The 26,968-nt window shown below is 69.7% G+C and carries 24 protein-coding genes; 14 read left to right on the forward strand and 10 right to left on the reverse strand.

The window, feature by feature from the left end:
- The first annotated feature begins 29 nt into the window (after window positions 1–29).
- Complete coding sequence (locus BN2660_RS11600; protein ID WP_091231954.1) at window positions 30–1,334, forward strand: GNAT family N-acetyltransferase; 1,305 nt, start codon at window positions 30–32, stop codon at window positions 1,332–1,334.
- A gap of 73 nt (window positions 1,335–1,407) precedes the next feature.
- Here BN2660_RS11600 and BN2660_RS11605 read toward each other — a convergent pair whose 3' ends face one another.
- Window positions 1,408–5,082 (reverse strand): multifunctional oxoglutarate decarboxylase/oxoglutarate dehydrogenase thiamine pyrophosphate-binding subunit/dihydrolipoyllysine-residue succinyltransferase subunit, encoded by a 3,675-nt coding sequence (locus tag BN2660_RS11605; RefSeq protein WP_091231957.1) that lies wholly within the window; start codon window positions 5,080–5,082, stop codon window positions 1,408–1,410.
- Window positions 5,083–5,241: 159 nt separating this feature from the next.
- Here BN2660_RS11605 and BN2660_RS11610 point away from each other — a divergent pair, with 159 nt between their 5' ends.
- The 3 genes from BN2660_RS11610 (at window position 5,242) to BN2660_RS11620 (ending at window position 9,193) form a co-directional block, all read left to right on the forward strand.
- The gene (locus tag BN2660_RS11610; protein ID WP_091231961.1) at window positions 5,242–6,696 is read left to right on the forward strand and encodes a GMP reductase; all 1,455 of its coding nucleotides are present in this window, start codon (window positions 5,242–5,244) and stop codon (window positions 6,694–6,696) included.
- Window positions 6,697–6,818: 122 nt separating this feature from the next.
- The gene (locus tag BN2660_RS11615) at window positions 6,819–8,135 is read left to right on the forward strand and encodes a hemolysin family protein (protein WP_091231964.1); all 1,317 of its coding nucleotides are present in this window, start codon (window positions 6,819–6,821) and stop codon (window positions 8,133–8,135) included.
- Window positions 8,132–9,193, forward strand: coding sequence for a hemolysin family protein (locus BN2660_RS11620; RefSeq protein ID WP_091231967.1), 1,062 nt, complete (start codon window positions 8,132–8,134; stop codon window positions 9,191–9,193). The genes BN2660_RS11615 and BN2660_RS11620 overlap by 4 nt, the downstream gene beginning before the upstream one ends.
- A gap of 54 nt (window positions 9,194–9,247) precedes the next feature.
- On the opposite strand, the gene BN2660_RS11625 is transcribed toward BN2660_RS11620, so the two are convergent.
- A complete protein-coding gene (locus tag BN2660_RS11625; protein WP_091231970.1) occupies window positions 9,248–10,315 on the reverse strand; it encodes an NADH:flavin oxidoreductase/NADH oxidase in 1,068 nt (355 codons plus the stop codon).
- 56 nt (window positions 10,316–10,371) lie between these two features.
- Here BN2660_RS11625 and BN2660_RS11630 point away from each other — a divergent pair, with 56 nt between their 5' ends.
- The 5 genes from BN2660_RS11630 (at window position 10,372) to BN2660_RS11650 (ending at window position 14,708) form a co-directional block, all read left to right on the forward strand.
- Window positions 10,372–11,217 carry an ADP-dependent NAD(P)H-hydrate dehydratase gene (locus BN2660_RS11630; RefSeq protein WP_091231973.1) on the forward strand — a complete coding sequence of 282 codons (846 nt, stop codon included), beginning with the start codon at window positions 10,372–10,374 and terminating at the stop codon, window positions 11,215–11,217.
- Window positions 11,214–12,452: a hypothetical protein gene (locus BN2660_RS11635; protein WP_255305141.1), complete on the forward strand. Its 1,239-nt coding sequence runs from the start codon at window positions 11,214–11,216 to the stop codon at window positions 12,450–12,452. The genes BN2660_RS11630 and BN2660_RS11635 overlap by 4 nt, the downstream gene beginning before the upstream one ends.
- A gap of 4 nt (window positions 12,453–12,456) precedes the next feature.
- Complete coding sequence (locus tag BN2660_RS11640) at window positions 12,457–12,789, forward strand: thiamine-binding protein (RefSeq protein ID WP_091231976.1); 333 nt, start codon at window positions 12,457–12,459, stop codon at window positions 12,787–12,789.
- 9 nt (window positions 12,790–12,798) lie between these two features.
- Entirely contained in the window at window positions 12,799–14,019 is a 1,221-nt protein-coding gene (locus BN2660_RS11645; RefSeq protein WP_091231978.1) for an MFS transporter, read from the forward strand.
- A 74-nt stretch (window positions 14,020–14,093) separates the two neighbouring features.
- Entirely contained in the window at window positions 14,094–14,708 is a 615-nt protein-coding gene (locus BN2660_RS11650; RefSeq protein ID WP_255305142.1) for an NUDIX hydrolase, read from the forward strand.
- Here the strand turns inward: BN2660_RS11650 and BN2660_RS11655 are convergent.
- Together BN2660_RS11655 and BN2660_RS11660 are read right to left on the reverse strand one after the other, a co-directional pair.
- A complete protein-coding gene (locus BN2660_RS11655) occupies window positions 14,705–15,913 on the reverse strand; it encodes a homoserine O-acetyltransferase MetX (RefSeq protein ID WP_091231983.1) in 1,209 nt (402 codons plus the stop codon). The two genes, BN2660_RS11650 and BN2660_RS11655, sit on opposite strands and share 4 nt — an antisense overlap.
- 112 nt (window positions 15,914–16,025) lie before the next feature.
- Window positions 16,026–17,348 carry a bifunctional o-acetylhomoserine/o-acetylserine sulfhydrylase gene (locus BN2660_RS11660; protein ID WP_091231986.1) on the reverse strand — a complete coding sequence of 441 codons (1,323 nt, stop codon included), beginning with the start codon at window positions 17,346–17,348 and terminating at the stop codon, window positions 16,026–16,028.
- 147 nt (window positions 17,349–17,495) lie between these two features.
- Here BN2660_RS11660 and BN2660_RS11665 point away from each other — a divergent pair, with 147 nt between their 5' ends.
- From BN2660_RS11665 to BN2660_RS11675, 3 genes are read left to right on the forward strand one after another with little or no spacing between them, the layout of a single operon-like run.
- On the forward strand, window positions 17,496–18,278 hold the full coding sequence (locus BN2660_RS11665; protein WP_091231991.1) for an SDR family oxidoreductase: 783 nt from the start codon (window positions 17,496–17,498) through the stop codon (window positions 18,276–18,278).
- Between the two features lie 3 nt (window positions 18,279–18,281).
- Window positions 18,282–18,992, forward strand: coding sequence for a uracil-DNA glycosylase (locus tag BN2660_RS11670; protein ID WP_091231993.1), 711 nt, complete (start codon window positions 18,282–18,284; stop codon window positions 18,990–18,992).
- A gap of 4 nt (window positions 18,993–18,996) precedes the next feature.
- Complete coding sequence (locus BN2660_RS11675; RefSeq protein WP_091231996.1) at window positions 18,997–19,614, forward strand: GNAT family N-acetyltransferase; 618 nt, start codon at window positions 18,997–18,999, stop codon at window positions 19,612–19,614.
- Window positions 19,615–19,620: 6 nt separating this feature from the next.
- On the opposite strand, the gene BN2660_RS11680 is transcribed toward BN2660_RS11675, so the two are convergent.
- The 6 genes from BN2660_RS11680 to BN2660_RS11705 form a co-directional block, all read right to left on the reverse strand.
- Window positions 19,621–20,415: an ABC transporter ATP-binding protein gene (locus BN2660_RS11680; RefSeq protein ID WP_091231998.1), complete on the reverse strand. Its 795-nt coding sequence runs from the start codon at window positions 20,413–20,415 to the stop codon at window positions 19,621–19,623.
- A complete protein-coding gene (locus BN2660_RS11685; protein WP_091232001.1) occupies window positions 20,412–21,203 on the reverse strand; it encodes an ABC transporter ATP-binding protein in 792 nt (263 codons plus the stop codon). Before BN2660_RS11685 ends, BN2660_RS11680 begins: the two co-directional genes overlap by 4 nt.
- Window positions 21,200–22,066, reverse strand: coding sequence for an ABC transporter permease (locus tag BN2660_RS11690; RefSeq protein ID WP_091232004.1), 867 nt, complete (start codon window positions 22,064–22,066; stop codon window positions 21,200–21,202). The genes BN2660_RS11685 and BN2660_RS11690 overlap by 4 nt, the downstream gene beginning before the upstream one ends.
- Window positions 22,066–23,013, reverse strand: a complete 948-nt coding sequence (locus tag BN2660_RS11695) for an ABC transporter permease (RefSeq protein WP_091232008.1) — start codon at window positions 23,011–23,013, stop codon at window positions 22,066–22,068. Before BN2660_RS11695 ends, BN2660_RS11690 begins: the two co-directional genes overlap by 1 nt.
- Before the next feature lie 13 nt (window positions 23,014–23,026).
- The gene (locus BN2660_RS11700; RefSeq protein ID WP_091232011.1) at window positions 23,027–24,547 is read right to left on the reverse strand and encodes an ABC transporter substrate-binding protein; all 1,521 of its coding nucleotides are present in this window, start codon (window positions 24,545–24,547) and stop codon (window positions 23,027–23,029) included.
- Window positions 24,548–24,645: 98 nt separating this feature from the next.
- Window positions 24,646–25,560, reverse strand: coding sequence for an alpha/beta fold hydrolase (locus tag BN2660_RS11705; RefSeq protein ID WP_255305146.1), 915 nt, complete (start codon window positions 25,558–25,560; stop codon window positions 24,646–24,648).
- 178 nt (window positions 25,561–25,738) lie between these two features.
- On the opposite strand from BN2660_RS11705, the gene BN2660_RS11710 reads away from it, so the two are divergent.
- Both BN2660_RS11710 and BN2660_RS11715 read left to right on the forward strand, forming a co-directional pair.
- Complete coding sequence (locus BN2660_RS11710; RefSeq protein ID WP_091232020.1) at window positions 25,739–26,215, forward strand: carboxymuconolactone decarboxylase family protein; 477 nt, start codon at window positions 25,739–25,741, stop codon at window positions 26,213–26,215.
- On the forward strand, window positions 26,212–26,940 hold the full coding sequence (locus tag BN2660_RS11715) for a tyrosine-protein phosphatase (RefSeq protein ID WP_091232023.1): 729 nt from the start codon (window positions 26,212–26,214) through the stop codon (window positions 26,938–26,940). Before BN2660_RS11710 ends, BN2660_RS11715 begins: the two co-directional genes overlap by 4 nt.
- The last annotated feature ends 28 nt before the right edge of the window (window positions 26,941–26,968 follow it).

The raw sequence follows: 26,968 nt of genomic DNA on the forward strand, positions 1-26,968 counted from the left end.
GACGTCGGCGTCCCCCGTAGGGTGGGGACATGACGAGCATCGATTCACGCGACACTCCCGTCGATCCGACCTCTGCCGAGAGGCTTGCGGCCCAGTCCCTCTCGTACCGGGTGCTGGACCTCGACGACGCTGTGCGCGTCGAGGGATTCCAGCGCACGATGTCACGGGGATTCCTCGGGCCTGAGCCGTCTGCCGAGGCGCTCACCTTCGGACGCTCCGCGATGGAGGCGCGACGCAACATCGGGGTGTACGACGCCCCCGAGTCCGCGGAGGCGCGACCCGTCGCCACGATCGACTCCTGGGTGACCCCCCTCGCGGTCGGCCGGGGGACGCACATTCCGATGTGGGCGATCAGCGGGGTCACGGTCGCGGCGACGCACCGCCGGCGCGGAATCGCGAGAGCGCTGCTCGAGGGCGAGCTCCGGGCGGCGGCGGGCGCGGGCGTGCCGATCGCCGGTCTGACGGTCAGCGAGGCCACGATCTATGGCCGCTATGGGTTCGGTTCCGCCCTGCCGATGTCGCACGTCGCCGTCGACACGCGTCGAGCCGGATGGGCGGGGCCGTCGACGGAAGGAACGTTCGAGTACGTCGACAGGGAGATGCTGGCAGCCGAGCTGGGCGAGGTGCACGAGCGTGCCCGCCTCGGTCGTCTCGGGCTGATCCCCGGGTGGGACGCGCGGTGGAAGGGCATGGCCGGGCTCTCGCCGAGCGACACCGAGCGCGACCAGGTCCGCGGCGTGCGGTTCCGAGACGGCTCCGGCGCGGTGCGCGGTGTGCTGGCGTTCACGCTCAGCGAGCGGAACGGCTCGTTCCGGTTCGCGCTGAACGTGCGGCTGCTCGTGGCGGAGACGGCGGAGGCTACGGCCGCGCTGTGGGGCTTCGCCCTGCAGCACGATCTCGTCGACGAGGTGACCGCCGACCTGCGTCCGGTTGACGACCCGCTGCCCTGGCTGGTCCGCGATCCGCGCGGGGTCACCCAGACCGTGCACGACCACGGATGGCTGCGCATCCTCGACGTGCGGGCCGTCCTCGAGAGCCGCACCTACTCGGCGCCACTCGATCTCGTCATCCGCGTGAACGACCGGCTGGGCATCGCCGAGGGTGTCTGGCGCCTGCGCGTCGACGGATCCGGCCGCGCCGCCGTAGAGAACGTCGCCGACGCCGCGAGCGACGTCGATCTCGACGTCGCCACGCTGTCGGTCCTCTTCGCCGGCGCCGTGAGCGCATCCACATTGTCGGCGGCCGGGCGAATCGCCGCCGGCGTCACTGCGATCGAGTCGCTCGACCGGGCGTTCGCATCGTTCCCCGCGCCCGCTCTCGACATCTGGTACTGACCGCATCCCGACGACGAAGGGGGCGTCCCGACCTCGGTCGGGACGCCCCCTTCTGTGCGTTTGTCCGCCCGGGTCAGGACGTCGTCAGCGCATCGCGCAGAAGCTTCGCCTGCTCGGCCGCGTGCACCTTCGACGACCCGGTCGCGGGCGACGCGGAGGCCGGACGCGAGAGCGGACGGAAGGACCGGTCTCCGGGGACGTCCGCGAAGGCGAGAGCGAGGAACGGCCAGGCTCCCTGGTTCTCGGGCTCCTCCTGGACCCATACGAGCTCGGCGTTCGGGTAGGAGTCCGTGATGGCCTTCAGCCCGTCGATCGGCGTCGGGTACAGCTGCTCGAGCCGCACGAGGGCGACCTCGGGGTTCGGCTTCTTCTCGAGCTCGGCCCGCAGATCCCAATGCACCTTGCCCGAGTGGACGAGCACGCGCTTCACGGCGGACCGGTCGAGGTCGCGGGCGTCGTCGATCACCGGCTCGAAGCGGCCCTGGGTGAAGGCCTCGACGGGGCTCGTCGCGCCGCGAAGACGCAGCATCGCCTTCGGCGTGAACACGATCAGCGGCTTACGCGGACGTGCGTAGGCCTGGCGGCGCAGCAGGTGGAAGTAGGAGGCCGGCGTCGACGGACGTGCGACGATCATGTTCTCCTGAGCGCACAGCTGCAGGAAGCGCTCGATGCGCGACGAGGAGTGGTCGGGTCCCTGACCCTCATATCCGTGCGGCAGCAGAAGCGTGACGCTGGACTGCTGACCCCACTTCTGCTCGGCCGCCGAGATGTACTCGTCGATCACCGACTGCGCACCGTTGACGAAGTCACCGAACTGCGCCTCCCACAGCACGAGCGCCTCGGGCGCCTCGACCGAGTAGCCGTACTCGAAGCCGAGGGCCGCGTACTCGCTCAACAGGGAGTCGTAGACGAAGAAGCGTCCCTGCGACTCGGAGAGGTTCGACAGCGGCAGCCACTCCTGGCCGTTCGCCCGGTCGTGCAATGTCGCGTGGCGCTGCACGAAGGTGCCGCGTCGCGAATCCTGACCGGCCAGGCGCACGGGGGTTCCCTCCACGAGGAGCGAACCGAACGCGAGCAGCTCGCCGAAGCCCCAGTCGATGTTGCCGTTGCGGCTCATGTCGAGGCGCTTCTCGAGCTGCTGCTGCAGCTTCGGGTGCACGGTGAAGCCCTCGGGCTTGTTGACGAAGGCGTCGCCGATCAGCTGGATGACCTCGTTCGACACGCCGGTGACCTCCGGCGCGCCCACCTGCTCGTCGAGGGGCGGCAGATCCTGTCCGATCGACATCGCCCCGGTCTCCGCGGCGTGGGTCTCGGCGAACGCGATCTCGAGGCGGTTCTGGAAGTCGGCCTTGGCCTCGTCGTACTCCTCTTCGGTGATGTCACCGCGCCCGACCAGGGACTCGGTGTACAGCTTGCGCACCGAGCGCTTCGCCTGGATGAGGTCGGTCATGAGCGGCTGGGTCATCGAGGGATCGTCGCCCTCGTTGTGACCGCGTCGGCGGTAGCAGACCAGGTCGATCACGACGTCGCGGTGGAACCTCTCGCGGTACTCGAACGCCAGCTGCGCGACGTGGATGACGGCCTCGGGGTCGTCTCCGTTCACGTGCAGCACCGGCGCCTGGATCGTCTTGGCGACGTCCGTGGCGTAGACGGACGTGCGGGAGTCGTTCGGCAGGGTCGTGAAGCCGACCTGGTTGTTGACGACGATGTGGACCGTGCCGCCGGTGCGGTAGCCGCGGAGCTGCGACATCTGCAGCGTCTCCACGACGACGCCTTGACCTGCGAACGCGGCGTCGCCGTGCACGAGGATCGGCAGCCAGGTGAAGGTGCCGATGGGCTTGCGGTCCTGCTTCGCGCGGACGATGCCCTCGAGCACGCCGTCGACCGTCTCGAGGTGCGACGGGTTGGCGGCGAGGTACACCGGAAGCTGCGATCCGTCGTCGGCGATGAAGGTTCCCTCGGTGCCGAGGTGATACTTCACGTCGCCCGAGCCGCGCTGGTTGCCGGGGGTCTGCGTGCCCTCGAACTCCTGGAAGACCTGACCGTAGGTCTTGCCCGCGATGTTCGTGAGGACGTTGAGCCGACCGCGGTGGGCCATGCCGATCGCGGCGCCTTCCAGGCCGGCCGTGGCCGCACCCTGCAGGATCTCGTCGAGCAGGGGCACGAGCGACTCGCCGCCCTCGAGCGAGAATCGCTTCTGGCCGACGAACTTCGTCTGCAGGAAGGTCTCGAAGGCCTCGGCCTCGTTGAGCTTGCGGAGGACGCGCAGCTGCTCGTCGTGGCCGGGCTTCTGGTACTTGACCTCGACCTTCTCCTGGAACCACCGGCGCTGCTCGGGGTCCTGGATGTGCATGTACTCGATGCCGAGCGTGCGGCAGTACGAGTCGCGCAGCACGCCGAGGATGTCACGGAGCTTGGCGACGCGTCGCCCACCGAAGCCGCCCGTGACGAACTCCCGGTCGAGGTCCCAGAACGTGAGTCCGTGGCTCTCGATCTCGAGGTCCGGGTGCGAGCGCTGCACGTACTCGAGGGGATCGATGTCCGCCATGAGGTGTCCACGCACGCGATAGGAGTTGATGAGCTCCTGGACACGGGACTGCTTGTCGACGCGCTCGGCGAGGTCGACGGCGATGTCGGGGTTCCAGCGGATCGGTGCGTAGGGGATGCGCAGAGCCGCGAAGATGTCGTCGTAGAAGCCGCGCTGGCCGATCAGCAGCTCGTGCACCTTCTTGAGGAACTCGCCGGAACCCGCGCCCTGGATGACGCGGTGGTCGTAGGTGCTCGTGAGCGTGATGGTCTTGCCGATGGCCAGCTCGTTCAGCGTCTTCTGGCTAGCCCCCTGGAACTCCGCCGGGTACTCGAGGGCACCGGCGCCGATGATGCAGCCCTGCCCCTTCATGAGGCGCGGCACGGAGTGCACCGTGCCGATGCCGCCGGGGTTCGTCAGCGAGACCGTGGTGCCCTGGAAGTCGGCCGCGGTGAGCTTGTTGCCGCGGGCGCGGGTGACGAGGTCCTCGTACGCCACGAGGTACTCGCTGAACGTCATCGTGTCGGCCCGCTTGATGCTGGGGACCATCAGAGCGCGGGTGCCGTCGGGCTTGGGCAGGTCGATGGCGATGCCGAGGTTGACGTGAGCCGGTGCCACGACCGAGGGCTTCCCGTCGATCTCGGCGTAGAAGACGTTCTGGCTGCGGAACTCGTCGAGCGTGCGGATGAGCGCCCACCCGATCAGGTGGGTGAAGCTGATCTTGCCGCCGCGGGTGCGCGCCATGTGGTTGTTGATGACGATGCGGTTGTCGATCATCAGCTTCGCGGGGACCGTGCGCACGCTGGTCGCGGTCGGGACGGTCAGCGATTCGTCCATGTTCGCGGCGAGGGTCTTCGGGAGACCGCGGAGAGGGGTGACCTTGTCCTCTTCGGCCGCGTCCTGTGCCTCCTTGGTCGCCGGCTTGGGCGCTTGGGCGGGGATGGGAGCGGCGGCGGCGGGCTTCGTCGTCGTGCGGGCGACCGGCTGAGCCCCGATCACGGGGATGGGCGCGGTGACCGGATGCGCGGGCTGCTCGGCAGCAGGTGCGGGGGAGGAGGCGGGAGAGCCGGCGGCCTCGGAGTGGTACTTCTCGAGGATCGGCCACCATTCCTTGTCGACGGAATCGCGGTTCACCTTGAACTGCTCGTAGAGCTCTTCCACGAGCCAGGAATTGGCTCCGAACCCCCCGTCGCCCCCGACGCCGGTCACCTGGTTCGACACGCTCGATCGCCCTCTTTCATCGCTGAATTCCACATGTGCACACCGCGACGCAGGATGCGTCCGGGCCCGCACACTCTCGACTGACAAGCCTAACCTGTTTCGCTGCGCAATCGGCCAAGAGGTGCAGCCCTGTCGCCGTGACCTGGGTACCGTGGGCGTATGGAGTTCTCCGGCGAATCACCCGCAGTCGACCTGACCTACTCGGACGTGTTCCTGGTGCCGCGGCGCTCGGCCGTCACCAGCCGCCTGCAGGTCGATCTGTCGCCCCGCGACGGCACGCCGGCGACGCTTCCGCTCGTCGCGTCGAACATGAACTCGGTCACCGGGCCCCGGCTCGCCGCCGTGCTCGCGCGGCGCGGCGGGCTCGGGGTGCTTCCTCAGGACATGCCGCTGCAGAGTCTCGACGCCGCGATCCGCGAGGTCAAGGCGCAACCGGTGCCGTGGGACACCCCGATCGTGCTGCCCCCCGAGGCGACCGTCGCGGACGCTCTTCGGCTGATGCCCCCGACTGCCGGGCAGGGGATCGTGGTGGCGTCGGGAGCCGCACCCTACGACGTCGACCGGATCATCGGAGTGCTCCCCGCGACCAGGCTCGCCACGGCGCTCCCCGACGCGCAGCTCGGAGACCTGGTGCACTCGGGCACCCCGTCGCTCGACGCCGACGACATCGGCTCCGAGCGGCACGCCTTCGACGTGATCACCGACGCGGGCGTCGAGATGGTCACCGTCACCCACCACGGACACCTCGTCGGAACGCTGAGCGCCCGCAGCGCCCTGCGCTCGACGCTCTACGCGCCCGCCCTGGATCGCGACGGACGTCTCGCCGTCGCGGCCGCGGTCGGGATCAACGGCGACGTCGCGTCGAAGGCCAGAGCCCTCGCCGCCGCCGGCGTGGACGTCCTCGTCGTCGACACCGCGCACGGCCATCAGGAAGGGATGCTGCGCGCCCTCGGCGCGGTGGCCGAACTCGGCCTCGGCATCCCGATCGTCGCCGGCAACATCGTGACCGCCGACGGCGTCGAGGATCTCGTGGCAGCAGGGGCCTCGATCCTCAAGGTCGGCGTCGGCCCCGGGGCGATGTGCACGACGCGGATGATGACCGCGGTCGGCCGACCGCAGTTCTCGGCGGTCCTGGAGACCGCCGAGGCAGCGCGCGAGCTCGGCGCCCACGTCTGGGCCGACGGGGGAGTGCGGTATCCGCGAGACGTGGCACTGGCGCTCGCCGCCGGTGCGGCCTCGGTGATGGTCGGCTCGTGGTTCGCGGGCACCATCGAAGCCCCGGGCGAACTGCAGAGCGACGCGGAGGGCAGGCTCTTCAAGGAGTCATGGGGAATGGCCTCGACGAAGGCCGTGCAGGCGCGGTTCGGTCGTCTCGACGCGTACGAGCGCGCCCGCAAGGAGCTGTTCGCCGAGGGGATCTCCTCGTCGAAGATCTATCTCGATCCGTTGCGTCCGGGCCTCGAGGATCTCCTCGACATGATCACCTCGGGGGTCAGATCGTCGTTCACGTACGCGGGCGCCTCGTCGGTGCCGGAGTTCCACGACCGCGCCCTCGTGGGGCTGCAGTCGGCGGCCGGATACGAGGAGGGCAAGGCGCTGCCGGTCAGCTGGTAGACGGTCATCCTCCCCGCCCGTGCTCCTAGGGTGATCCCGTACAATCGACACACTATGGACGACCCTCCCAGTTGCAGTAGATCGCCCCATCGCCCGCCTCTCCGAGTCGAGGGGAACCACTGATGGATTACATCCTGTTGGGCGTGGGGCTGCTGCTCACGGTCGGCACCGGCCTGTTCGTGGCGAGCGAGTTCGCGCTCGTGAACCTCGACCGCGCCGACCTCGAGGCCCGTCAGGCCCGCGGAGAATCGCGTCTGTCGCTGACGATCGGCGCTCTCCGGCACACGTCCACCCACCTGTCGGCCGCACAGCTGGGCATCACGCTGACGACGCTGCTCACCGGCTACACGATGGAGCCGGCGCTCTCGAACCTGCTGCGGCCGACGCTCGTCGCCTGGAGCATCCCCGAAGCGGCGATCGCGCCCATAGCGACGGTCGTGGCGATGGTGGTGGCCACTGCTTTGTCGATGATCCTGGGCGAGCTCGTGCCCAAGAACTTCGCACTCGCGCTGCCCCTGGCGACGGCGAAGCTCGTCGTGCCGTTCCAGGTCGCTTTCACGACCGTCTTCAAGCCCGCCGTCGTGGTGCTCAACGGCAGCGCGAACGGCGTTCTGCGCAGCATGGGCATCGAGCCCAAGGAGGAGCTCTCGGGCGCACGCACGGCCGAGGAGCTCTCATCGCTCGTCCGGCGCTCGGCGAGCGCCGGACTGCTCGAAGCCGACACGGCGACCCTGCTCGACCGCACCCTCACCTTCTCGCGCCTCTCCGCTGCGGACGTCATGACGGCCCGCCCGAGCATGCACGCGATCGCCGCCAGTGACCCGGCGGACGAAGTCGTCCAACTCGCCCGACGCACCGGCCACAGCCGCTTTCCCGTGTACGGCGAGGATCTCGATGACATCACCGGCGTCGTCCACCTGAAGGCGGCGATCTCGGTGCCCCGGGATCGCCGTGCCGAGGTCCCGGTCGGCGCTCTGTCGACAGAGCCGCTCCGAGTGCCCGAGACCGCGCACGTCGACGGTCTCATCACCGAGCTCCGAGCACGCGGATATCAGCTCGCGGTCGTCGTGGACGAGTACGGCGGCACAGCCGGGCTCGTGACACTCGAGGACCTGGTGGAGGAGATCGTCGGCGAGGTGTCGGACGAGCACGACCGCACCAGGGCCGGGGTCGTCGTCGGACGCGGCGGGGTGACGTTCCCCGGCGAGCTGCGCCCGGACGAGCTCCGACGCCGTGCCGGCGTGGACGTGCCGGAAGGCGACGTCTACGACACCGTCGCGGGTTACATCATGAGCGTGCTCGAGCGCGTCCCGGTCGTCGGCGACGAGGTCGCGCTCGACACCGGCACGCTGCACGTCGTCCGCATGGACGGTCGCCGTGTCGATCGCATCCGCTACATCGCGAGCCCGCAGGGCACGGACTCGGAGGTGACCCGATGAACGATTGGGCAGGAATCGCCTGGCTCGTCGTCCTCCTGGTCGCGAACGCGTTCTTCGTGGGGGCCGAGTTCGCCGTCATCTCCGCACGACGCTCGCAGATCGAGCCGCGGGCGGAGCAGGGCTCGCGTGCGGCCAAGACCGCTCTGTACGCCATGGAGCACGCGACGCTCATGCTGGCGACGTCTCAGCTGGGCATCACCATCTGCTCGCTGCTGATCCTGAACGTCTCCGAGCCGGCCATCCACCACCTCCTGGCGGCGCCGCTGCACGCGGTCGGCTGGTCGGACGGCGTCGTCGACGCGGTGTCGTTCACCATCGCGCTGCTGATCGTGTCGTTCCTGCACGTGGTGTTCGGCGAGATGGTGCCGAAGAACCTCGCGTTCTCGGTGCCGGACCGCGCGGTGCTCATCCTCGCCCCGCCGCTCGTCTGGGTGTCGAAGGCGTTCATGCCCGTCATCTGGGTGCTCAACGCCGCCGCGAACGGCGTGCTGCGCCTGTTCCGGGTGGAGCCGAAGAACGAAGCGGCCTCGACCTTCACCCTGGGCGAGGTGGCGACCATCGTCGATCAGTCGCGCCGTGAGGGCGTGCTCGCCGACACGGTGGGAGCGGTGGCCGCCGCGGTCGAGTTCACCGACAAGAAGGCTCGCGACATCGCGGTCCCGCTCGGCGATCTCGTCACCCTGCCGCAGACGACCACCCCGGACGACATCGAGAAGGCGGTCGCCCGCTACGGGTTCTCCCGCTACGTGATCGTCGACGGCGAAGGCCTTCCGGTCGGCTACGTGCATCTGAAGGACATCCTCCGCGCGTCGGAGGGCCCGGACGCGGCGGCGAAGCTCGTCGAGCCGCTGCCGTCCAAGCGCATCCACCACATGGTCCCCGTGCAGGAGGACACCGATCTGGAGGATGCTCTCGCCGTGATGCGCCGCGCCGGTCGCCACCTCGCGAAGGTGCGCGACGCGCAGGGGAACACGACGGCCGTGCTGTTCCTCGAGGACATCCTGGAAGAGCTCGTGGGCGAGGTGCAGGACGCGACGCGTCGGGTCCGCGGCCACTGACGCCCCACAGCACGAAGCCCTCCGTTCCCGCAAGGACCGGAGGGCTTCGTCGTGTCAGCGCCAGTGCGCTCTGTCGTACTGCGGCGGCCAGGCGATCTCGGCTCCCAGCTCGTGCGCCGCGCGGAGCGCGAAGTGCGGGTCGCGCAGCCACTCGCGGCCGGCGAAGATCGCGTCGGCAGCCCCGTCGGCGAGCACCTTCTCTGCCTGGGCTGCGGCGGTGATGAGCCCGACCGCGGTGACGGGGATGCGCCCGCCCTGCCGCACCGTCTCGGCCAGGGGCACCTGGTAGCCGGGGAAGACGTCGATCTGCTGGTGGGCGACGAGTCCGCCGCTCGACACATCGATGAGATCGGCGCCGTGCTCGGTGGCCCAGTGGCCCACGAGCGCGGCCTCCTCGGCGGTGAAGCCTCCCTCGGCATGGTCGGTGGCGGAGATGCGCACGAACAGCGGCACGCCGTCGCCCGCCGTATCCCGCACCGCGTCGATGACTCGGAGGAGCAGCCGTGCCCTGTTCTCGAGGGTTCCGCCGTACTCGTCGTCCCGCAGGTTCGACAGCGGCGAGAGGAACTGGTGCAGCAGGTAGCCGTGCGCGCCGTGGATCTCCAGCACGTCGAATCCGGCGTCCAGCGCGCGGCGCGAGGCCGAGGCGAAGCCGTCGACCACGGCGTCGATCCCGGACCCGTCCAGCGCGATCGGCTCGGCGAATCCGTCGAACGCGATCGCGGACGGGGCAGTCGTCTGCCATCCGCCCTTCGACTCGGGAACGGAGCCCCGGTCGTCCGCCCACGGCCACCAGGTCGACGCCTTGCGGCCGGCGTGGGCGAGCTGGATCCCCGCGGCGGCCCCGCGGTCGTGGATGGCCCGCACGATCGGGGCCCAGGCGTCGCGCTGCTCGTCGTTCCAGAGGCCCACATCACGGGGTGAGATCCGGCCCTCCGGCACGACCGCGGTCGCCTCAGCGACGATCAGACCGGCACCGCCGGATGCGAACTGAGCGAGATGGGTGTGGTGCCATTCCTGGACGACGCCGTCCACGGCGCTGTACATGCACATGGGCGAGACCCAGAGCCGGTTTCGGAAGTCGACGGACCGGATGCTGACGGGGGAGAAGAGAATGCTCACCCTCCGACGCTAGTGCGCTGCTGGGTGATGGAGGGCCGCCGCACTAACGTGGAGTCATGTTCGAGGTGCGCGAGTGGACCCGCGAAGACACGGCGCGCTTCGTGCGCGTCCCCGGTGCTGACGACGACAAGTACTCGCGCGGCGTCGTGGGACTGCGCACCGGCTCGCCCGCCTACCCCGGAGCAGCGGTGCTCGGTGTGGAGGCGGCGTGGCGTGCGGGCGCCGGGTACGTGCGCTACATCGGCGAGGGCCGAGCGGCGGATGCCGTCCTGGCGCGTCGTCCGGAGACCGTGGTGAGCCCGGATATCGAGGGCGCCCGTGTCGGGGCGTGGGTCATCGGCTCCGGAACGAGCTCCGAGCACCGCACCGAGGGCGAGGAGGAGGAGCTGCGGCAGCTTCTGCTCGGCGACGAGCCGGTCGTCGTCGACGCCGGTGCCCTCGATCTGGCGCTCGATGCCGCCACCGCACCCGTGCTGCTCACGCCGCACCTGCGCGAGTTCGCTCGACTGCAGGCCCGAGCCGGGATGGGGCCCGATGTCGACGCCGACCGGGCATGGTCGGCCGCACGAGCGGCCGAGGCGCTCGAGACCGTCGTGCTGCTCAAGGGAGCGAACACTCTGATCGCCTCGCCGGACGGTGCGGTGCTGCAGGTCTCGGGAGCAACGGGGTGGCTCGCGACGGCCGGGACCGGCGACGTGCTCGGCGGAGTGCTCGGCACGATGCTCGCTGGGAACCCGGACGCGCCGCTCGCCGAGGTCGCCGCGGCAGGAGCCTGGCTCCACGGCTCGGCGGGTCGGATCGCAGCCGGGGTCGATCCCGAGCGCGGCCGCCACGGTCATCCGATCGTCGCGCTCGACGTCGCCGAGGCTCTTCCGCTCGCGGTCGCGGACCTCCTGGCGTGAGCCGCACCCCCGTGCTGCATGTCGCGCTCCTGTGGTGCGCGTTCATCGTCGTCCACGCGCTGACGGCGACCGCCGGGTGGCTGTACCCGAGCCAGCCGATGGGCGACGTCGTCCTCGTGTACGAACCCTGGGCCGCCGCCGCGCTCGCGGGGGAATCTGTCGTGGGGATCACCGAGATCTGGGTGTACCCGCAGGTCGCCCTCGTCCCGATGCTGGCCGCCGAGGTCCTGGCCGCGCCGCTCGTGGGAGCAGTCGGCGTCTCGACGGCTTATCTGATCGCGTGGGCGGCGCTGGTGACGGCCCTGGACGCGGTCGCATTCGGCGTGCTCGTCGGACGCTCGCCCTCGCACCCGCGCCGACGCGCGGCGTGGTTCTGGATCGTCGCACTCCTGCTGCTCGGTCCGGTCGCTCTCTACCGCATCGATGCGGTGACCGTGCCCCTCGCCGTCATCGGCGGTCTGTGGTTGACTCGACGCCCCGCGCTCGCCGCCGTGCTCTTCACGGTCGGAGCATGGATCAAGATCTGGCCGGGAGCGCTCCTCGCGGCCGCTGTCGTCGCGGCTCGGCACAGGATGCGGATGCTCGTCACCGCCGCCGCGGTGACCGCCGGCATCGTCGCGATCATGTTCCTTCTCGGAGCGGACGCCGAGATCTTCGGCTTCCTGACGGAGCAGGCCGGGCGGGGACTCCAGATCGAGGCGGTCGCCGCGACGCCCTTCCTCTGGCTCGCGGTCGCCGGCGCGGCGCGTATCGAGTACAGCTTCGACATCCTCACCTTCCAGGTCTCGGCGGCGGGCACGGATGCCGTCGGCGCTGTGCTCACACCCCTCATGATCGTCGTCGTGCTCGTGATCGCGGTGCTCGGTGCCACGAAGTCGATGCGCGGGGCGGCGCTCTCGCGACTCTTCCCTCCGCTCGCCCTGTCGCTGGTCGTGGCGCTGATCGTCGTGAACAAGGTCGGCTCGCCGCAGTTCCAGACGTGGCTCATCGCACCCGTCGTGATCTGGATCGTGCTCGACCGAGCGAGGGCGGGTGTGCCGGCCGTCCTCGTGCTCGCGTCGTGCGCTCTCACGTTCCTCGTGTACCCGCTGACCTACGATGCGCTGCTGCGTGCCGACGCGCTCGCCGTCGGCATCCTGAGCGTGCGGAACGTGCTGCTCGTCGTCCTCCTCATCGTCGGCATCCGCTCTCTGGCGCGGGTGCCCGTCCTCCGAAACACCGACACCCGGGAGTGAACCCATGCTGATCGCCTTCTCCGTCGCCCCGAGCGGCGCCCCTGCCGATGGCTCCGACCGCGCCGACGCCTCAGTGCACGATGCGGTGGCCGCCGCCGTGCGTGTGGTGCGGGAGTCGGGTCTGCCGCACCGCACGACGAGCATGTTCACCGAGATCGAGGGCCCGGACTGGGATTCGGTGATGGATGTCGTCAAGCGCGCGACCGAGGCGGTGATGCCGTTCGGCTCGCGGGTCTCGCTCGTGCTGAAGGCCGACATCCGTCCCGGGTACTCGGGCGAGCTCGACGCCAAGATCGAGCGCCTGGAGGCGGCGATCGACGACTCCGCCGACCGGTAGCATGGACGGGTGAATCCCTCGACTGAATCGAGGGGTGCGGCGAAGTGGGCGCTCCTCTCCCTCGCCATAGGCAGCTTCGGCATCGGCATGACCGAGTTCGTCATCATGGGGCTGCTGCCCAACATCGCCGCCGAGCTGCTTCCGACGCAGTGGGCGTCGAGCCCTGAGGACGCGCTGAGCCAGGCCGGATGGCTGATCTCGCTCTACGCACTGGGTGTCGTCGTCGGTGCACCGTCGATCGCCGGCTTCGTCGCGCGCTTCCCTCGTCACCGCGTGATGATCGGGCTGGCGCTCGCCCTGACCCTGTTCAACGCGCTGACGGTCGTGCTGCCGACGTTCGAGCTGGTCGGGATGTCCCGGTTCCTCGCCGGGCTCCCGCACGGTGCGTACTTCGGCATCGGCGCGCTCGTCGCCGCCGACGTCATGGGCCCGGGCAATCGCGCCAAGGGCGTCGCGTTCATCCTCACGGGTCTGACCGTCGCCAACGTCGTCGGCGTGCCGCTCGGCACGTTCCTCGGGCAGCAGTGGGGCTGGCGGGTCGCGTTCGCTGTGGTCGCCCTCGTCTTCGCCCTGGCCACGGTCTGCATCGCGTTCTTCGTTCCCGAGCACCCCGGTTCGCCCGGGCGGACGATGCGGCAGGAACTCGGCGTGTTCCGCATCCCGCAGGTGTGGTTCGCGCTCGGGATCGGCTCGATCGGATTCGGCGGCTTCTTCGCCGTCTACAGCTACATCGCCCCGCTGGTCACCGACGTCGCGGGGTCGCCGGAATGGGTGGTGCCGATCGTCCTCGTGCTCATGGGCCTCGGGATGACCGCCGGGAACCTGGTGGGCGGGCACCTCGCCGACATCGACCTGAAGCGCACGCTGCTGTTCGGACTCGCTCTGCTGGCGGTCGTCCTCGGCCTGCTCGCGGCGCTGTCGTTCTGGATCGTCAGCCTGTGCATCCTCGTCGTGATCGTCGGGTTCGTCTCCTCCGTGCTGAGCCCCACGATCCAGACGCGTTTGATGGACGTCGCCGGCGACAACCAGTCGATCGCCGCGGCGCTCAACCACTCGGCCCTCAACATCGGCAACAGCCTCGGGGCCTTCCTCGGGGGCGTCGTCATCGCGATCGGCTGGGGATTCACCGCTCCGTCGTGGACGGGGGCGGCGCTCGCCGTCGCCGGGCTACTGATCGCCCTGCTGTCCTACCGGGTCGAGGCGCGACGGCGCGTGCTCACGACGGTCTGAGCTCCACCACCGGCGGGCCACGGTCGCTTGCGGCGCAGTCATCCCTCGGCGGCACGCGGACGTAGGGTGTCAGAGTGGATGAGGTCGACCGGATGCCCGTGGCGGGCACCGTCGTGCTCCTGCGTCCTGCCGACCGGGGTTTCGATGTGCTCGTGATGCGGAGGCCGGATCGCGGGTCCTTCGCGGGCGCCTGGGTGTTCCCGGGCGGACGGGTCGAGGATGTCGATCGCGAACCGGGATCGGCCGAGGTCGACGACGCGCGCAGAGCAGGAATCCGGGAGACCTGCGAAGAAGTGGGCCTCGAGATCGCCGAGCCGGTGGTCCTGTCGCGGTGGCAGCCGCCCCCGGAGGCTCCGGTGCGCATCCGCACCTGGTTCTTCCTCGCCGAGGCGCCCTCGGGTGACGTCCGCACGTCGCCGGCGGAAGTCGTCGACGCGGTATGGATCAGTCCGGCGGAGGCGCTGGCGGCGCACGGATCGGGGGAGTGGACGCTGTATCCGCCGACCTGGGTGACCCTTCACCGGCTGAGCCGGTACGACAGCGCGGCAGCCGCCCTCGCGTCCGCGGGGGTGGCGGAGGAATTCTCCACGCGCGTCGTGCGCTCGCCTTCGGGGGCGGCGTTCGAATGGGGGCCGCTGCGGCTGGAGGCCGGTTCGCTGCCCTGGCGGCTCGTCGAAGACGGCGACTAGGCCGCGAGCAGTCGTCGCAGGTGCCGACCCACGGCGTCGGTCTCGATGAGGAAGCCGTCGTGACCGAAGTCGCTCGTGAGCACGACCGCCTCGTCGCCGTCGAGCGTGTTCGGGATGCCGCGGGCGATGCGGTGCTGACCGTCGACCGGGAACAGCCGGTCGCTGTCGATGCCGAGGACGAGTGTCGTGGCCGTCACGGACGCGAGCGCCTCTTCGACGCCGCCGCGCTCGCGGCCGACGTCGTGCGAGTTCATCGCCTCGACGAGGGTCACGTAGCTGTTCGCATCGAACCGGCGGGTGAACTTGTTGCCATGGAAGTCGAGGTACGACTCGACGGCGAAGCGACCGCCATGACCGAGCGGGGAGACGTCGGACTGCCACGAGCGCTGGAACCGCTGGTTCAGCTCGATCGGGCTGCGGTAGTTGAGCAGCGCCATGCGGCGGGCGAGGGCCAGGCCCCTGTGCGGTCCGTCGCCGTCGCCGAGGTCGTAGTACTCGCCACCCTGGAAGCGCGGGTCCATGCGGATCGTCTCGAGCTGCACGGTGTTCAGAGCGATCTGATCGGCGGTGGTGCTGGGCGGTGATGAGAGCACCGCGAGTCGCTGCACCCGGTCGGGATGGGAGACCGCCCACTCGAGGGCGTGCATGCCTCCCATCGACCCGCCGACGACGGCCGCCCAGGTGTCGATGCCCAGCGCGTCGGCGAGGCGCACCTGCGCGGCCACCTGGTCGCGGATCGTCAGATAGGGGAAGCGTGAGGCCCACTCGTAGCCCGATGGCGCGATGCTCGCAGGACCGGTCGACCCCTGGCATCCGCCCAGCATGTTCGGGGCGATCACGAACCAGCGGTCCGTGTCGAGGGGCGCGCCGGGCCCGGTGACGTCCTCCCACCAGCCCGCCGTGGGGTGCCCGGCCCCGGCATCGCCGCGGACGTGGCTGTCACCTGTCAGCGCATGCAGCACGAGGACGGCGTTGTCGCGGGCGGCGTTCAACTCGCCCCAGGACTCGTAGGCGATGCGGATGCCGGGCAGCTCGGCGCCGCTCTCGGTGTGGAACGCCCCGAACGCGGCGAAGCGCCGACCGCCCACAGCATCGCCGTCGCGCCAGGCGCCGGTCGCGGGTGGGCGTGCGCGGAGCAGCCGGACGTCGGCCTCCGTCACGGGTGCCGACGGCACCGTGTCCTCAGAGGTCGTCTGCCAGTCCATGTGTCCATTCTCGCCCGGCACGCGCCGCGTCGGTCGAACGTTACGCTCCGGGTGCGCCGCGAACGCAGCGATGCCCCGGACCCGGTCCGGGGCATCGCTCGATGTTCCGCGGTCAGGCGCGGGCGGCCTCCGACACGCGCCGTGCAGCGGCGAGAGCCTGGTCGAGGTCGGCCTTGAGGTCGTCGATGTTCTCGATGCCGACGGAGAGGCGCACGAGGCCGGGCGTCACACCGGCGGTGAGCTGCTGTTCGGGCGTGAGCTGCGCGTGGGTCGTCGACGCCGGGTGGATCACGAGCGAGCGCACGTCGCCGATGTTGGCGAGGTGACTGAACAGCGACAGGCTGTTGACGAACTCGCGTCCCGCCTCGACGCCGCCCTTGAGCTCGAAGGACAGCACCGCTCCGACGCCCTTCGGTGCGTACTCGTTCGCCTTCGCGTACCAGGGCGACGAGGGTAGACCGGAGTAGTTCACCGAGGCGACGTCATCGCGACCGTCGAGCCACTCGGCGATCTCCTGCGCGTTCTGCACGTGACGCTCGATGCGCAGCGACAGCGTCTCGATGCCCTGGATGAGGTTCCAGGCGCTCTGCGGAGCGATCGCCGATCCGAGGTCGCGGAGCAGCTGCACACGGGCCTTGATGATGTAGGCCAGCGGGTCTCCGACCGCTGCGGTGTAGCTCGCGCCGTGGTACGAGGGGTCCGGAACGGTGAGGCCGGGGAAGCGATCGACGTTCTTCGACCACTCGAAGGAGCCGCCGTCGATGATGGCGCCTCCGATCGTGGTGCCGTGTCCGCCGAGGAACTTCGTGACCGAGTGCACGACGATGTCGGCGCCGTGCTCGAAGGGGCGGATGAGGTAGGGCGTGGCGATCGTGTTGTCGACGATCAGCGGGACGCCGCCCTCGTGCGCCACGTCGGCGACGGTGCGGATGTCGAGGATGTTGATCTGCGGGTTGCCGATCGTCTCCGCGAAGAACAGCTTGGTGTTCGGGCGGACGGCGCGGCGCCACTCCTCGGGGTCGTCCTGGTTCTCGACGAAGGTGACCTCGATGCCGAGCTTCGCGAGCGTGTACTTGAAGAGGTTGTACGTGCCGCCGTAGATGGAGCTCGACGAGACGATGTGGTCGCCCGCCTGGGCGATGTTGAGCACCGCGAAGGTCGATGCCGCCTGGCCGCTGGCGAGGACGAGGGCGCCGGTTCCCCCCTCGAGGGCTGCCAGACGCTGTTCGAGGACGTCCTGGGTGGGGTTCTGGATACGGGTGTAGATGTTGCCGAACTCGGCCAGGGCGAAGAGATTCGCGGCGTGATCGGCGCTGTCGAAGACGTAGGACGTCGTCTGATAGATCGGGGTGGCCCGCGCCTTGGTGACGGGGTCGGGCGCTGCGCCGGAGTGGATCTGCTTGGTCTCGAAGCGCCAGGTCTCGGGTGCGGACATGTGTTCCCCTTGAACGGTTGGAAGGTCGACACGGCTGATGCCGTTGCAGCGAGAGTACGGAACATCGCTCCGTGTCAACAACGGCCGGGAAATGTGACGTAACAGTGTGCGCCCGCGATTCGGGCTGGAACATCGTACGGTGGAGGGATGGTGATCAGGCGTGCAGTCGTGACCGGTGCGAGCTCGGGGATCGGGAAGGCGACGGTGCGTGCGCTCCGCGCCAGGGGCTGGGAGGTGGTCGGCGTGGCCCGACGCGCTGACCGGCTGTCCGCCCTCGCGGAGGAGACCGGAGCGTCGGCGATCTCTTGCGATCTCACCGATCCTGATGCCGTCGCGGCGTTGGTGCAGGAGCTCGAGCGGTCGGGACCGGTCCATGCCCTCGTGCAGGTGGCTGGCGGGGCACGAGGCACCGACCGTGTCGAGGATGCGTCGACCGACGACTGGCAGTGGATGTACGACGCCAACGTGCTGTCGAGTCAGCGGCTGGTGGCCGGCCTGCTTCCCCTGCTGCGTCGTGCGGCAGCACAGGACGGTCATGCCGACACGCTGTTCGTGACCTCGACCGCGGCGCAGGTGGCCTACCCGGGCGGCGGCGGATACAACGCGGCGAAGGCCGCGCAGGCGATGCTCGTGCACGCGCTGAGGCTCGAGCTGAACGGCGAGCCGATCCGCGTCTCCGAGATCGCACCCGGAATGGTCCACACCGAGGAGTTCACCCTGAACCGCCTGGGCGGCGATTCGGTCGCGGCCGAGGCCGTGTACTCGGGCGTCGAGGCGCCGCTGCTCGCGGAGGACGTCGCGGACGTCATCGCCTACGCGCTCGACGCGCCGGGCCACGTGAACCTCGACCTCATCACGATGCGTCCCGTCGCGCAGTCCGCGAACCACCTCCTCGCCCGCGGTCCGCTGCGCGTGCGTCCCGTCGGCTGAGCCATGCCTCCGATGACTCTCGCCGAGCTCGCCGCCGACGGGCTCATGGATCCGGGGTGGGCAGAGGCGCTCGCCCCCGCGCAGGATGTCATCTCCGCGCTGGGGGAGAGGCTGCGTGCCGAGCAGGCCGCGGGTCGCGGATACCTGCCGGCCGGGGATCACGTGCTGCGGGCGTTCCAGCGTCCTCTCGACGAGGTCAAGGTGCTCATCACCGGACAGGACCCCTACCCGACCCCGGGGCACCCGATCGGGCTCTCCTTCGCCGTCGACCGTGACGTACGGCCGCTCCCACGGAGCCTCGGCAACATCTACCGGGAGCGCGAGAGCGATCTCGGCATCCCCCCGGCGCCCCACGGCGATCTCACCGCCTGGAGCGACCAGGGGGTGCTGCTGTTGAACAGGGTGCTCACCGTCAGGCCCGGTGCTGCGGCGTCGCATCGGGGATGGGGCTGGGAGACGGTGACGGAACTCGCCATCCGGACCCTCGCCGCCCGCGAGCAGCCGCTCGTCGCCGTCCTCTGGGGGCGGGACGCCGCGAACCTGCAGCCCCTCCTCGGCGACACCCCGGTGATCGCCTCCGCGCACCCGTCGCCGCTGTCCGCGAGCAGGGGATTCTTCGGCTCACGGCCGTTCTCGCGCGCCAACGCCCTGCTCGACGATCTCGGTTCACCTCCCGTGGACTGGCGCGTCGAGGGAGAGCGCCCCCTAAGCTGATCGCATGCAGTTCGAGCCCGGTGATCGCCGCCGGGTGCTGCCGCGCCATCTCCGGCCGCAGTCGGCCCCCGACGTCTTCGCCTACGCGATCCGGCCGGCCCGGTCCACCGACCTCCCGTACGTCAGGGAGATCTACAACCACTTCGTCTCCAACTCGGTCGTGACTCTCGACGAGCGGCGCAGCAGCATCCCGTACTGGCGCGAGAAGTTCGCACTGCTGACCAGGCTCGGGCTGCCGTTCCTCGTCGCGGTCTCGCCGTCCGGCGTGGTCCTCGGCTACGCACTCGCGCAGCCCTGGGCGGGGAAGAACGCCTACCGGTACACGGTCGAGGACTCCATCTACCTCGGTCCCGGCGCGGGTGGCAAAGGTCTCGGCGCAGCGCTGCTGCAGGCGCTGATCGACGCGTGCGAGCAGCTCGGCATCCGCGAGATGGTGGCGGTGATCAGCGACTCCAAGGCGGACGCCTCCATCCGTCTGCACGCGAAGCTCGGCTTCGAGGAGGCGGGCCGCATGGGACGGGTCGGGCACAAGTTCGGCCGTGAGCTGGGCACCGTGTACATGAAGCGCGTGCTCAAGCCGGTGCGCCGGCGCAAGCTGTTCGGCTCGTCCGCTGGGCGCTGACGCCGCTCAGGCCGGGGGAGCGGGGATCACCGGGACCGCTGCCAGCAGCGCCCTGGTGTAGTCGTGTCGGGGATCGCGGAGCACGCTCGCCGTCGCGCCGCGTTCGACGATCGCGCCGTCTTTCATGACCACCACCGTGTCGCAGAGGTTCTGCACCACGCCGATGTCATGTGACACGAGGATCAGAGTGAGGTCGGCGGTCCGGCGCAGCTCGACCAGCAGCTCGAGGATCTGCGCGCGGACGGTGACATCGAGCGCGGACAGCGGTTCGTCGCCGACGAGGATGCGCGGCCGGTGGACGATCGCACGCGCGAGCGCGATCCGCTGCCGTTGGCCGCCGGAGAACTCGTGTGGATAGCGGTCGGCCATCTCGGGCTCGAGCCCCACCTGACTCAGCACCTCGAGAACCCTCGCGCGGCGGTCGCCGGCGACGTCGAGCGCCCACAGCGGCTCTCCGACGATCTGCCCCGCCGTCATGCGCGGGTCCAGCGATGCGTACGGGTCCTGGAACACGAGGCCGGTCAGTCGGCGCAGCCAATGCAGCGTTCTGGCCGAAGCACCCGCGTCGACGGTCCTCCCGTCGACGGCGACGGTGCCTGCCGTCGGGCGGTCGAGACCCAGCAGCAGCCGGACGAGCGTCGACTTGCCCGACCCTGATTCGCCGATGATGCCCACGGAGGAGCCTGCGACGATGTCGAGGTCGGTCGGCTCGAGAGCGGTCTGCACGCGAGCGCGTCCGAATGTCGTCGGCCGGGGGACGACGAAGTCCCTCTGCAGCCCCCTCGCCTCGATCAGGTTCATCGCTCGTCTCCCTCGGGACGCCAGAGCGTCGCGGTCGCGTCTCGGAGAAGGGCCTGGGTCACGGGTGCCGTGGGGGCGGTCAGCAGAGTGCTGATCGGCGCCGCCTCGATCACCCGACCTCCGTCGAGCACGACCGCGTCGGTGGCGACCTGGGCCAGCACCGCGAGATCGTGGGTGATGAACACGAGGGACATGCCCTCCTCTTCGACGAGCCCGAGCAGAAGCGTCAGGATCTCGGCCTGGATCGTGACGTCCAGCGCAGTGGTCGGCTCGTCGGCGATCAGCAGCCGAGGGCGGCAGGCGAGGGCCATGGCGATCGCGACGCGCTGCCGCTGGCCGCCGGAGAGCTGGTGCGGGTAGCGATCGACGATGGACGAGGGATCGGGCAGGCGCACGCGAGCCGCTTCCTGGACAGCGCGAGCGCGCGCCTCGCGGCGGCCCACCCCCTCGTGGATGCGGATCGACTCGGCGATCTGCCTGCCCACCGTGCGGATGGGGTTCAATGCCGTGCGCGGCTCCTGGAACACGATGCCGACGTCGTCGCCCCTGAGCGTCGCGAGCTCCCGATCCGGCATGCCGATGAGCTCGGTGCCGTTCCAGCGGATGCTGCCGCTCGCCACTGCCCCGTCGGGCAGGAGACCCAGCACGGCGAGGGCGGTGAGGGACTTGCCGGATCCGGACTCTCCGATGAGCCCCAGACGGGTGCCATCCGGAACGTCGAAGGACACTCCGTCGACGACGGGGCGCCCGTCGATGCGGACCACGAGGTTGTCGACTTCGAGGCTCATGCGATCACCGCCGGGGTGTGGGTCTCTGCGGCTCGGTGGCGCAGCGTCGGGTCCGTCGCCTCGCGGAGACCGTCGCCGAGCAGGTTCAGGGCCAGAACGGTCACCGTGATCGCGAGCCCGGGCCAGATCACCGACAGGGGATGAACGCCGATGTAGCGCTGCAGATCTGAGAGCAGGAGCCCCCAGCTCGGCTCGACCACGGATGCGCCGAATCCGAGATACGACAGGCCGGCCTCGGCGAGGACGGCGACCGCCATCGACCACGACAGCTGGACGATGAACACCGGAGCGACGTTGGGGAGCAGGTGCCGTACGAGGCTCTGACCGCTCGTGAGCCCGGAGGCGCGCGCGGCGAGCACGAAGTCGCTCCGCTGCACCCGGCGCAGCTCCGGTCGTGTCACGCGCGCGATGTTCACGCCGAAGCCGATGCCGACGGCCCAGATCACCACCCAGAGCGACCCGCCCCAGACAGAGGAGATCATCATCGCGATGAGGAGCACCGGAAAGGCGATGAGGATGTCGACGAGGACCGCGACCGATTCCCGCACCCAGCGCGCGGTGAGAGCGCCGAGAGCCGCGAGGGCGACGCCGAGCAGCGTCGCGATGATCCCGGCGCCGACGCTGACGAACACCGTCGTGCGCGCACCGGCCATCAGGAGGCTGAAGATGTCGCGGCCGGTGTCGTCGGTGCCGAGGAGGTGCGGCCAGCCGGGCGTTCCCCATCGGCTGCGGAGGTCGGACTCCTGGGGATCGAACGGTGTCCAGAACAGAGACACGAGGGCGGCCGTCGCGACGATCGCCACCACGATCAGACCGAACCGTCCGGTCGACGTGCGCCAGAGCCTCGACAACCAGCGCGGCATCATGTCTCCCTCTGTCGCGGGTCGACGGCGCGGTGCAGGAGATCCACGAGGAACCCGACGACGAGCACGAACCCGGTCAGCACGAGCAGCTCGCTCTGCACCTTGATCAGGTCCCGAGTGCCGACGTCGGCGACCAGCATCCGTCCGATCCCCGGCAGGGTGAACAGCTGCTCGATGACGACCGATCCGACGATGATGCCCGCGACCTGCAACCCGAGCACCGTGATGATCGACAGCCCGACAGCGGGGATGCCGTGCGAGATGAGCGCCCGCGTGCGGGTGAGGCCCTTGGCCGCGGCCGTGCGCACGAAATCCTCGCTGGCCGCCTGCAACGTGGCGCTGCGCACGAAGCGCATGAGCATCGCTCCCTCGACGATGCCGATCGTGAGAGCCGGGAGCAGCAGGGATTCGATCGCGTCTCCCGGGGTGCTCCAGCCGGTGCGGGGGAATCCCTGCGGGGGGAGCCAGCCCAGCCACACCGAGAACACCACGATCAGCATCATGCCGGCCCAGACGACGGGCACGGCGGCCAGCGCCTGCGCTCCGACGCTCAGCGTGGTACCGCCCCTGCTGCCGCGACGCAGAGCGGAGAGGATGCCGAAGGGTACGGCGATGAGCACGGCGATGAGCAGGGACATCAGGCCGAGGGGGACCGTCACCTGGGACTTGAGGAGCAGCTCCTCGCCGACGGAGGCGCCGGACAGCAGCGAGGTGCCCAGGTCGCCCCGGAAGATGCCGCCGATCCACTCCGCGTACTGCGCGGGGAGGGGGCGATCCAGGCCCAGCGATTCGCGAAGCGCGTCCACCTCGGTGGCGGAGGCCTGGGTGCCCGCGATGAGCTGCGCCACGTCGCCGGGGAGCACGCGGAGGGTGAGGAAGATCAGCACGCTCGACACGAGGAGCCCTGCGATGAGCAGAGCTCCTCGTGCGAGCGCGTAGCGGATCACGACGTGCGCGTCGTCACTTCTCGCCGGCGACCGTGACGCCGGAGAGGTCGATCCGCGAGTTGACCGAGTCCTCGGGGAAGCCGGACACGAGCGGGCTCACGGCGGTGATTGTGGCACCGTTGTAGAGCCAGTCGGCCGCGTGGTCCTCGGAGACGATGCGTGCGGCCTCCGCCAGCAGCTCTGCCGACTTCTCGGGATCGACCTCGGCCAGAGCCTCGGTGTACAGCGACTGCACGTCGGCGTTGTCGTAGCCGAAGTAGTAGTCCGGGTTCGCGAAGTTGCCCAGGTCACGCGGCTCGACGTGGAGCACGAAGCTCAGGTCGTAGTCCTTGTTCGTGTAGACGTCCTCGAGCCAGGTGGGGAACTCGACGGAGTCGACCTCGAGGGTGACGCCGACCTTCTGGAAGTCGGAGATGAGCACCTTGGGGACAGTCGTGCCGTAGAAGCCCGGGATGGTGAGGGTGAGCTCGAGATCCTCCTGCCCTGCCTCGGCGAGCAGTGCCTTGGCCTTCTCGGGGTCGTAGGAGATGACGTCGGAGAGGTCCTCGTAGCCGGGGTCGAGCTCGGGGATCGGGCCGTACAGCGTCGTGCCCGATCCGACGGCCTCGACCAGCGCCTCGTGGTCGATCGCCAGGCGCAGCGCCTCGCGTACGCGCACGTCGTCGAGCGGAGCCTTGGCGTTGTTGAACGCGAGGGTGGCCTTGTCGGTCGTCTTGCCGGTGGTCAGCGTGAAGTCGCCGGTCTCCTCGAGCTGAGGCGCGAGGTTGGGGTCCACCGCCGTGAGGACCTGGACGCCGCCGTCGAGTGCCGTGTTGACCCCGGCCGTGAAGTCGGGGATGTACTGGAACTCGACCTCGGCCACGCCAGCCGGCTCGCCCCAGTAGGCGTCGTTGCGGGCGAACGTGATCGCGCTTCCCTTGTTCCACCGCGTGAGGGTGAACGGGCCGGTGCCGTTCTCCGCCGTCTTGAGGTCGGTGGTGTCGCCGGTCTGGAACACCAGGCCGGCCGGACCGGTCAGGGAGAAGAGGAAGTTCTGGTTCGGCTCCGAGAGGACGATCTGCACCGTGGTCGGATCAGGCGCCGTGATGGACGCCACGGGAGCGAAATCGGCGTTGCCCTGCAGAGTGGCGTCGGTGCGCACCGCCTCGTAAGAGGAGACCACGTCGGCGGAGGTGAGGGCGGTTCCGCTGTGGAAGGTGATCCCCTCGTTCAGCGTGAACGTGTAGGTGAGTCCGTCGTCCGAGACCTCGTAGTCCGAGGCGAGCCGCGGGACGATCTCGTTCTCCGGCGTGCGAGTGACCAGGCCCTCGTAGATGTTGTCGATGAGGATCTGCTCGAGTGCGGCACCGCTCGTGCGCCGGATGTCGAGGTTGGTCGGTTCGAGGACCAATCCCACCTGGAGTGCGGCGTCGGGGTCGGGTTCGCCGATCGGCGTCGTCGCCTCGGGCTCCGCGGTGCCGGAGCAGGCGCTGAGGATGACCGCGCTCGCCGCGAGTGCGGAGATCAGCGCGAATCGTCGCGTACGTCGGAACATGGTGTGTTTCCTCTCGGTGCGGCAGGTGCTGTGTGCCGATGGATCGAGCCTAGGGATGTCGGGGGTGGTGCGGGCGGATGTGGAACGGAACGTCACAATCACGCGGCCGCGGCGGATGCCCTGATCAGAGCGGCGAGCTCGGCCGGCGCCGTCTCCTGGACGTTGTGCGTCGCCTGCAGCACGACCGTGCGGGTATGGGGGAGCCGGGTGGCGAACTCGTCCGCATCCGCCTCGGCGACAAATCCGTGCGTCGCCCTGACGAGCGTGAGCGGCGCGGAGACGCCGAACAGATCCTCCCAGCCCGACCCGTCGAGCACCGGAGCCGCGGCCGGGTCGGCGGCGTCGGACGTCGCGAGGGCCTGCGCCGCGAGGTGGGCGAAGTGGTGCTTCCACTCGACGCGCCCGTCGGCGCGGACACGGGTGTTGAGGAAGACCCCGCGCTCCGTATCCGACCGCGTACCGCCGAAACCGAAGGAGATCGCCCGGTCGACGAGTTCGTCGCGGGTGGCGAAGTCGGTGGGGCCGGCATAGAACTCACGAAGAGCGGCGGGGCCGGCCGAGGTGTCGATGCCCGGCGTGATGTCGACGACCACGAGCTCGGCGACGAGATCCGGCCGTGCCGCCGCGACCGCTGCACCGGTGAGCCCGCCCAGCGACTGGCCGACGATCACCTGCGGCACGTCCGTCCACACGTCGAGCGCGGCCGCGACGTCGGCGGCCAGAGTGCGAGGGGTGTAGTCGACATCGGACCGCCAGGAGGAGTCGCCATGGCCGGCGAGATCGATCGCGAGGACGGGTCGCTGGAGCGACAGGACAGTCGTGTCCCAGGTGTGGGCGTTGAGTCCCGCGCCGTGCAGCAGGGTGATGCGCGGCGTTCCGTCGCCGAAGCGCAGAGCGCTGAGTCGGCGCCCGTCGGCGAGATCGAGCCCGATCCTCTCGACGCGGGGCACGGGGACTCCCAGCGTTTCGGCCTGCGCGGGGAGATAGCTGAACTCGTCGATGTCGATCGCCACGCATTCATTCTGCTCCGGAGAGAGCACTGGTCGGAAACTCGGGAGCAGTGTGCCAAGCCACACCGGGTCTTCACGTTGCAGAAACCACAGAATCCGCGCCTCGCGAAGAGCGTTCTGCATTCCCGACCGGACGGCACCTCTCCGCGAGCAACCCTGCACTTCGGAATATCATGGAGCCATGAGCGAGACGCGAGTGCACCTGTCCAAGACCGAGCCGGCCGCGTACCAGGCGCTCGACGCGTTCTCGCGCACAGTCGGTCAGATCTGCGCGGCGAACGGCATCGACGATCGCCTCAAGGAGATCGTGATGATCCACTGCTCGCAGCTCAACGGGTGCGGATTCTGCACGCGCATCCACGTCGACCGTGCGCTCGCCGCAGGCCTCGACACCGACACCCTGATGCAGATCGCGACGTGGCGCGAGAGCGGCGTGTTCAGTGAGCGCGAGGAGGCGGCGCTCGAGCTCGCGGAGGCGTTCACGTTCATCTCCGAGGAGGGGATCTCGGACGACGTGTACGACCGGGTCGGCGCGATCTTCACAGAGAAGGAGTACGCAGCCCTCAGCTGGGCGTGCGTGTCGATCAATGCGTTCAACCGCGTGGTGATCGCCGGGCGCTATCCCGTGCCGCCGCGCGTCCCGCAGGCTCGCGCATGAGCGTTCTCGACATCGAGGGGGTCAACAACGTCCGCGACGTCGGCGGCATGCCCGCGGCCGGCGGGCGCATCCGCCCGGGCGTCCTGCTGCGCTCCGGTCAGCTCTCCGCGGTGACGACAGCCGGAGCGGTGGAGCTGCGTCAGCGAGTGTCCCACATCGTCGATCTCAGGGACGGCGAGGAGGTCGCCGCAGAGCCGACGGAGATCGAAGGGCCGGATACCACGCATCTCCCGCTCTTCCTCGGTTCGGTGCGGTCGTTCTTCGAAGCGGACACGAGCCTGGACGACCTCTACCTCCACCTCCTCGAAGAGAGCGCGGAGCGGCTCGTCGCGGCCATTCGGATCATCGCGGAGGGCGAGCCCACCCTCATCCATTGCACGGTGGGGAAGGACCGGACGGGGGTCACGGTCGCCCTCGCGCTCGCAGCCGTCGGCGCGGATCGAGAAGCGATCATCGAGGACTATGCGCTCACCGAGTCGCAGCTGCCTCCGGAGCGGTCGCGCCGGATCCTCGCCTATCTCCGGGATCGGCATCCTGACGCCGTGCACGCAGCAGCTCTCGCGACGCAGTCGCCGGCGCCGGTGATGCGCGCACTCCTGGAGCAGGTCGACGAGCGCTGGGGGTCCGCTGCCGGATATCTGCGCGCGAACGGGATGACCGACGCCGAGCTGACCGCCCTGCGAGACACTCTCGTCGAACCGAGCGATTCGGTTCAGCAAGGTTAGGCAACCCTTCTTCTGGTGTACGATGGAG

The organism is Microbacterium sp. 3J1, from assembly GCF_001049495.1.
Taxonomy (GTDB): domain Bacteria; phylum Actinomycetota; class Actinomycetes; order Actinomycetales; family Microbacteriaceae; genus Microbacterium.

What these genes read in the sequence shown, in the direction of transcription:
- BN2660_RS11600 (WP_091231954.1), top strand. Translation starts at nt 30, where the DNA reads ATGACGAGCATCGATTCACGCGACACTCCCGTCGATCCGACCTCTGCC.
- BN2660_RS11610 (WP_091231961.1), top strand. Translation starts at nt 5,242, where the DNA reads ATGGAGTTCTCCGGCGAATCACCCGCAGTCGACCTGACCTACTCGGAC.
- BN2660_RS11615 (WP_091231964.1), top strand. Translation starts at nt 6,819, where the DNA reads ATGGATTACATCCTGTTGGGCGTGGGGCTGCTGCTCACGGTCGGCACC.
- BN2660_RS11620 (WP_091231967.1), top strand. Translation starts at nt 8,132, where the DNA reads ATGAACGATTGGGCAGGAATCGCCTGGCTCGTCGTCCTCCTGGTCGCG.
- BN2660_RS11630 (WP_091231973.1), top strand. Translation starts at nt 10,372, where the DNA reads ATGTTCGAGGTGCGCGAGTGGACCCGCGAAGACACGGCGCGCTTCGTG.
- BN2660_RS11640 (WP_091231976.1), top strand. Translation starts at nt 12,457, where the DNA reads ATGCTGATCGCCTTCTCCGTCGCCCCGAGCGGCGCCCCTGCCGATGGC.
- BN2660_RS11655 (WP_091231983.1), bottom strand. Translation starts at nt 15,913, where the DNA reads ATGGACTGGCAGACGACCTCTGAGGACACGGTGCCGTCGGCACCCGTG.
- BN2660_RS11660 (WP_091231986.1), bottom strand. Translation starts at nt 17,348, where the DNA reads ATGTCCGCACCCGAGACCTGGCGCTTCGAGACCAAGCAGATCCACTCC.
- BN2660_RS11665 (WP_091231991.1), top strand. Translation starts at nt 17,496, where the DNA reads ATGGTGATCAGGCGTGCAGTCGTGACCGGTGCGAGCTCGGGGATCGGG.
- BN2660_RS11670 (WP_091231993.1), top strand. Translation starts at nt 18,282, where the DNA reads ATGCCTCCGATGACTCTCGCCGAGCTCGCCGCCGACGGGCTCATGGAT.
- BN2660_RS11675 (WP_091231996.1), top strand. Translation starts at nt 18,997, where the DNA reads ATGCAGTTCGAGCCCGGTGATCGCCGCCGGGTGCTGCCGCGCCATCTC.
- BN2660_RS11680 (WP_091231998.1), bottom strand. Translation starts at nt 20,415, where the DNA reads ATGAACCTGATCGAGGCGAGGGGGCTGCAGAGGGACTTCGTCGTCCCC.
- BN2660_RS11685 (WP_091232001.1), bottom strand. Translation starts at nt 21,203, where the DNA reads ATGAGCCTCGAAGTCGACAACCTCGTGGTCCGCATCGACGGGCGCCCC.
- BN2660_RS11690 (WP_091232004.1), bottom strand. Translation starts at nt 22,066, where the DNA reads ATGCCGCGCTGGTTGTCGAGGCTCTGGCGCACGTCGACCGGACGGTTC.
- BN2660_RS11700 (WP_091232011.1), bottom strand. Translation starts at nt 24,547, where the DNA reads ATGTTCCGACGTACGCGACGATTCGCGCTGATCTCCGCACTCGCGGCG.
- BN2660_RS11710 (WP_091232020.1), top strand. Translation starts at nt 25,739, where the DNA reads ATGAGCGAGACGCGAGTGCACCTGTCCAAGACCGAGCCGGCCGCGTAC.
- BN2660_RS11715 (WP_091232023.1), top strand. Translation starts at nt 26,212, where the DNA reads ATGAGCGTTCTCGACATCGAGGGGGTCAACAACGTCCGCGACGTCGGC.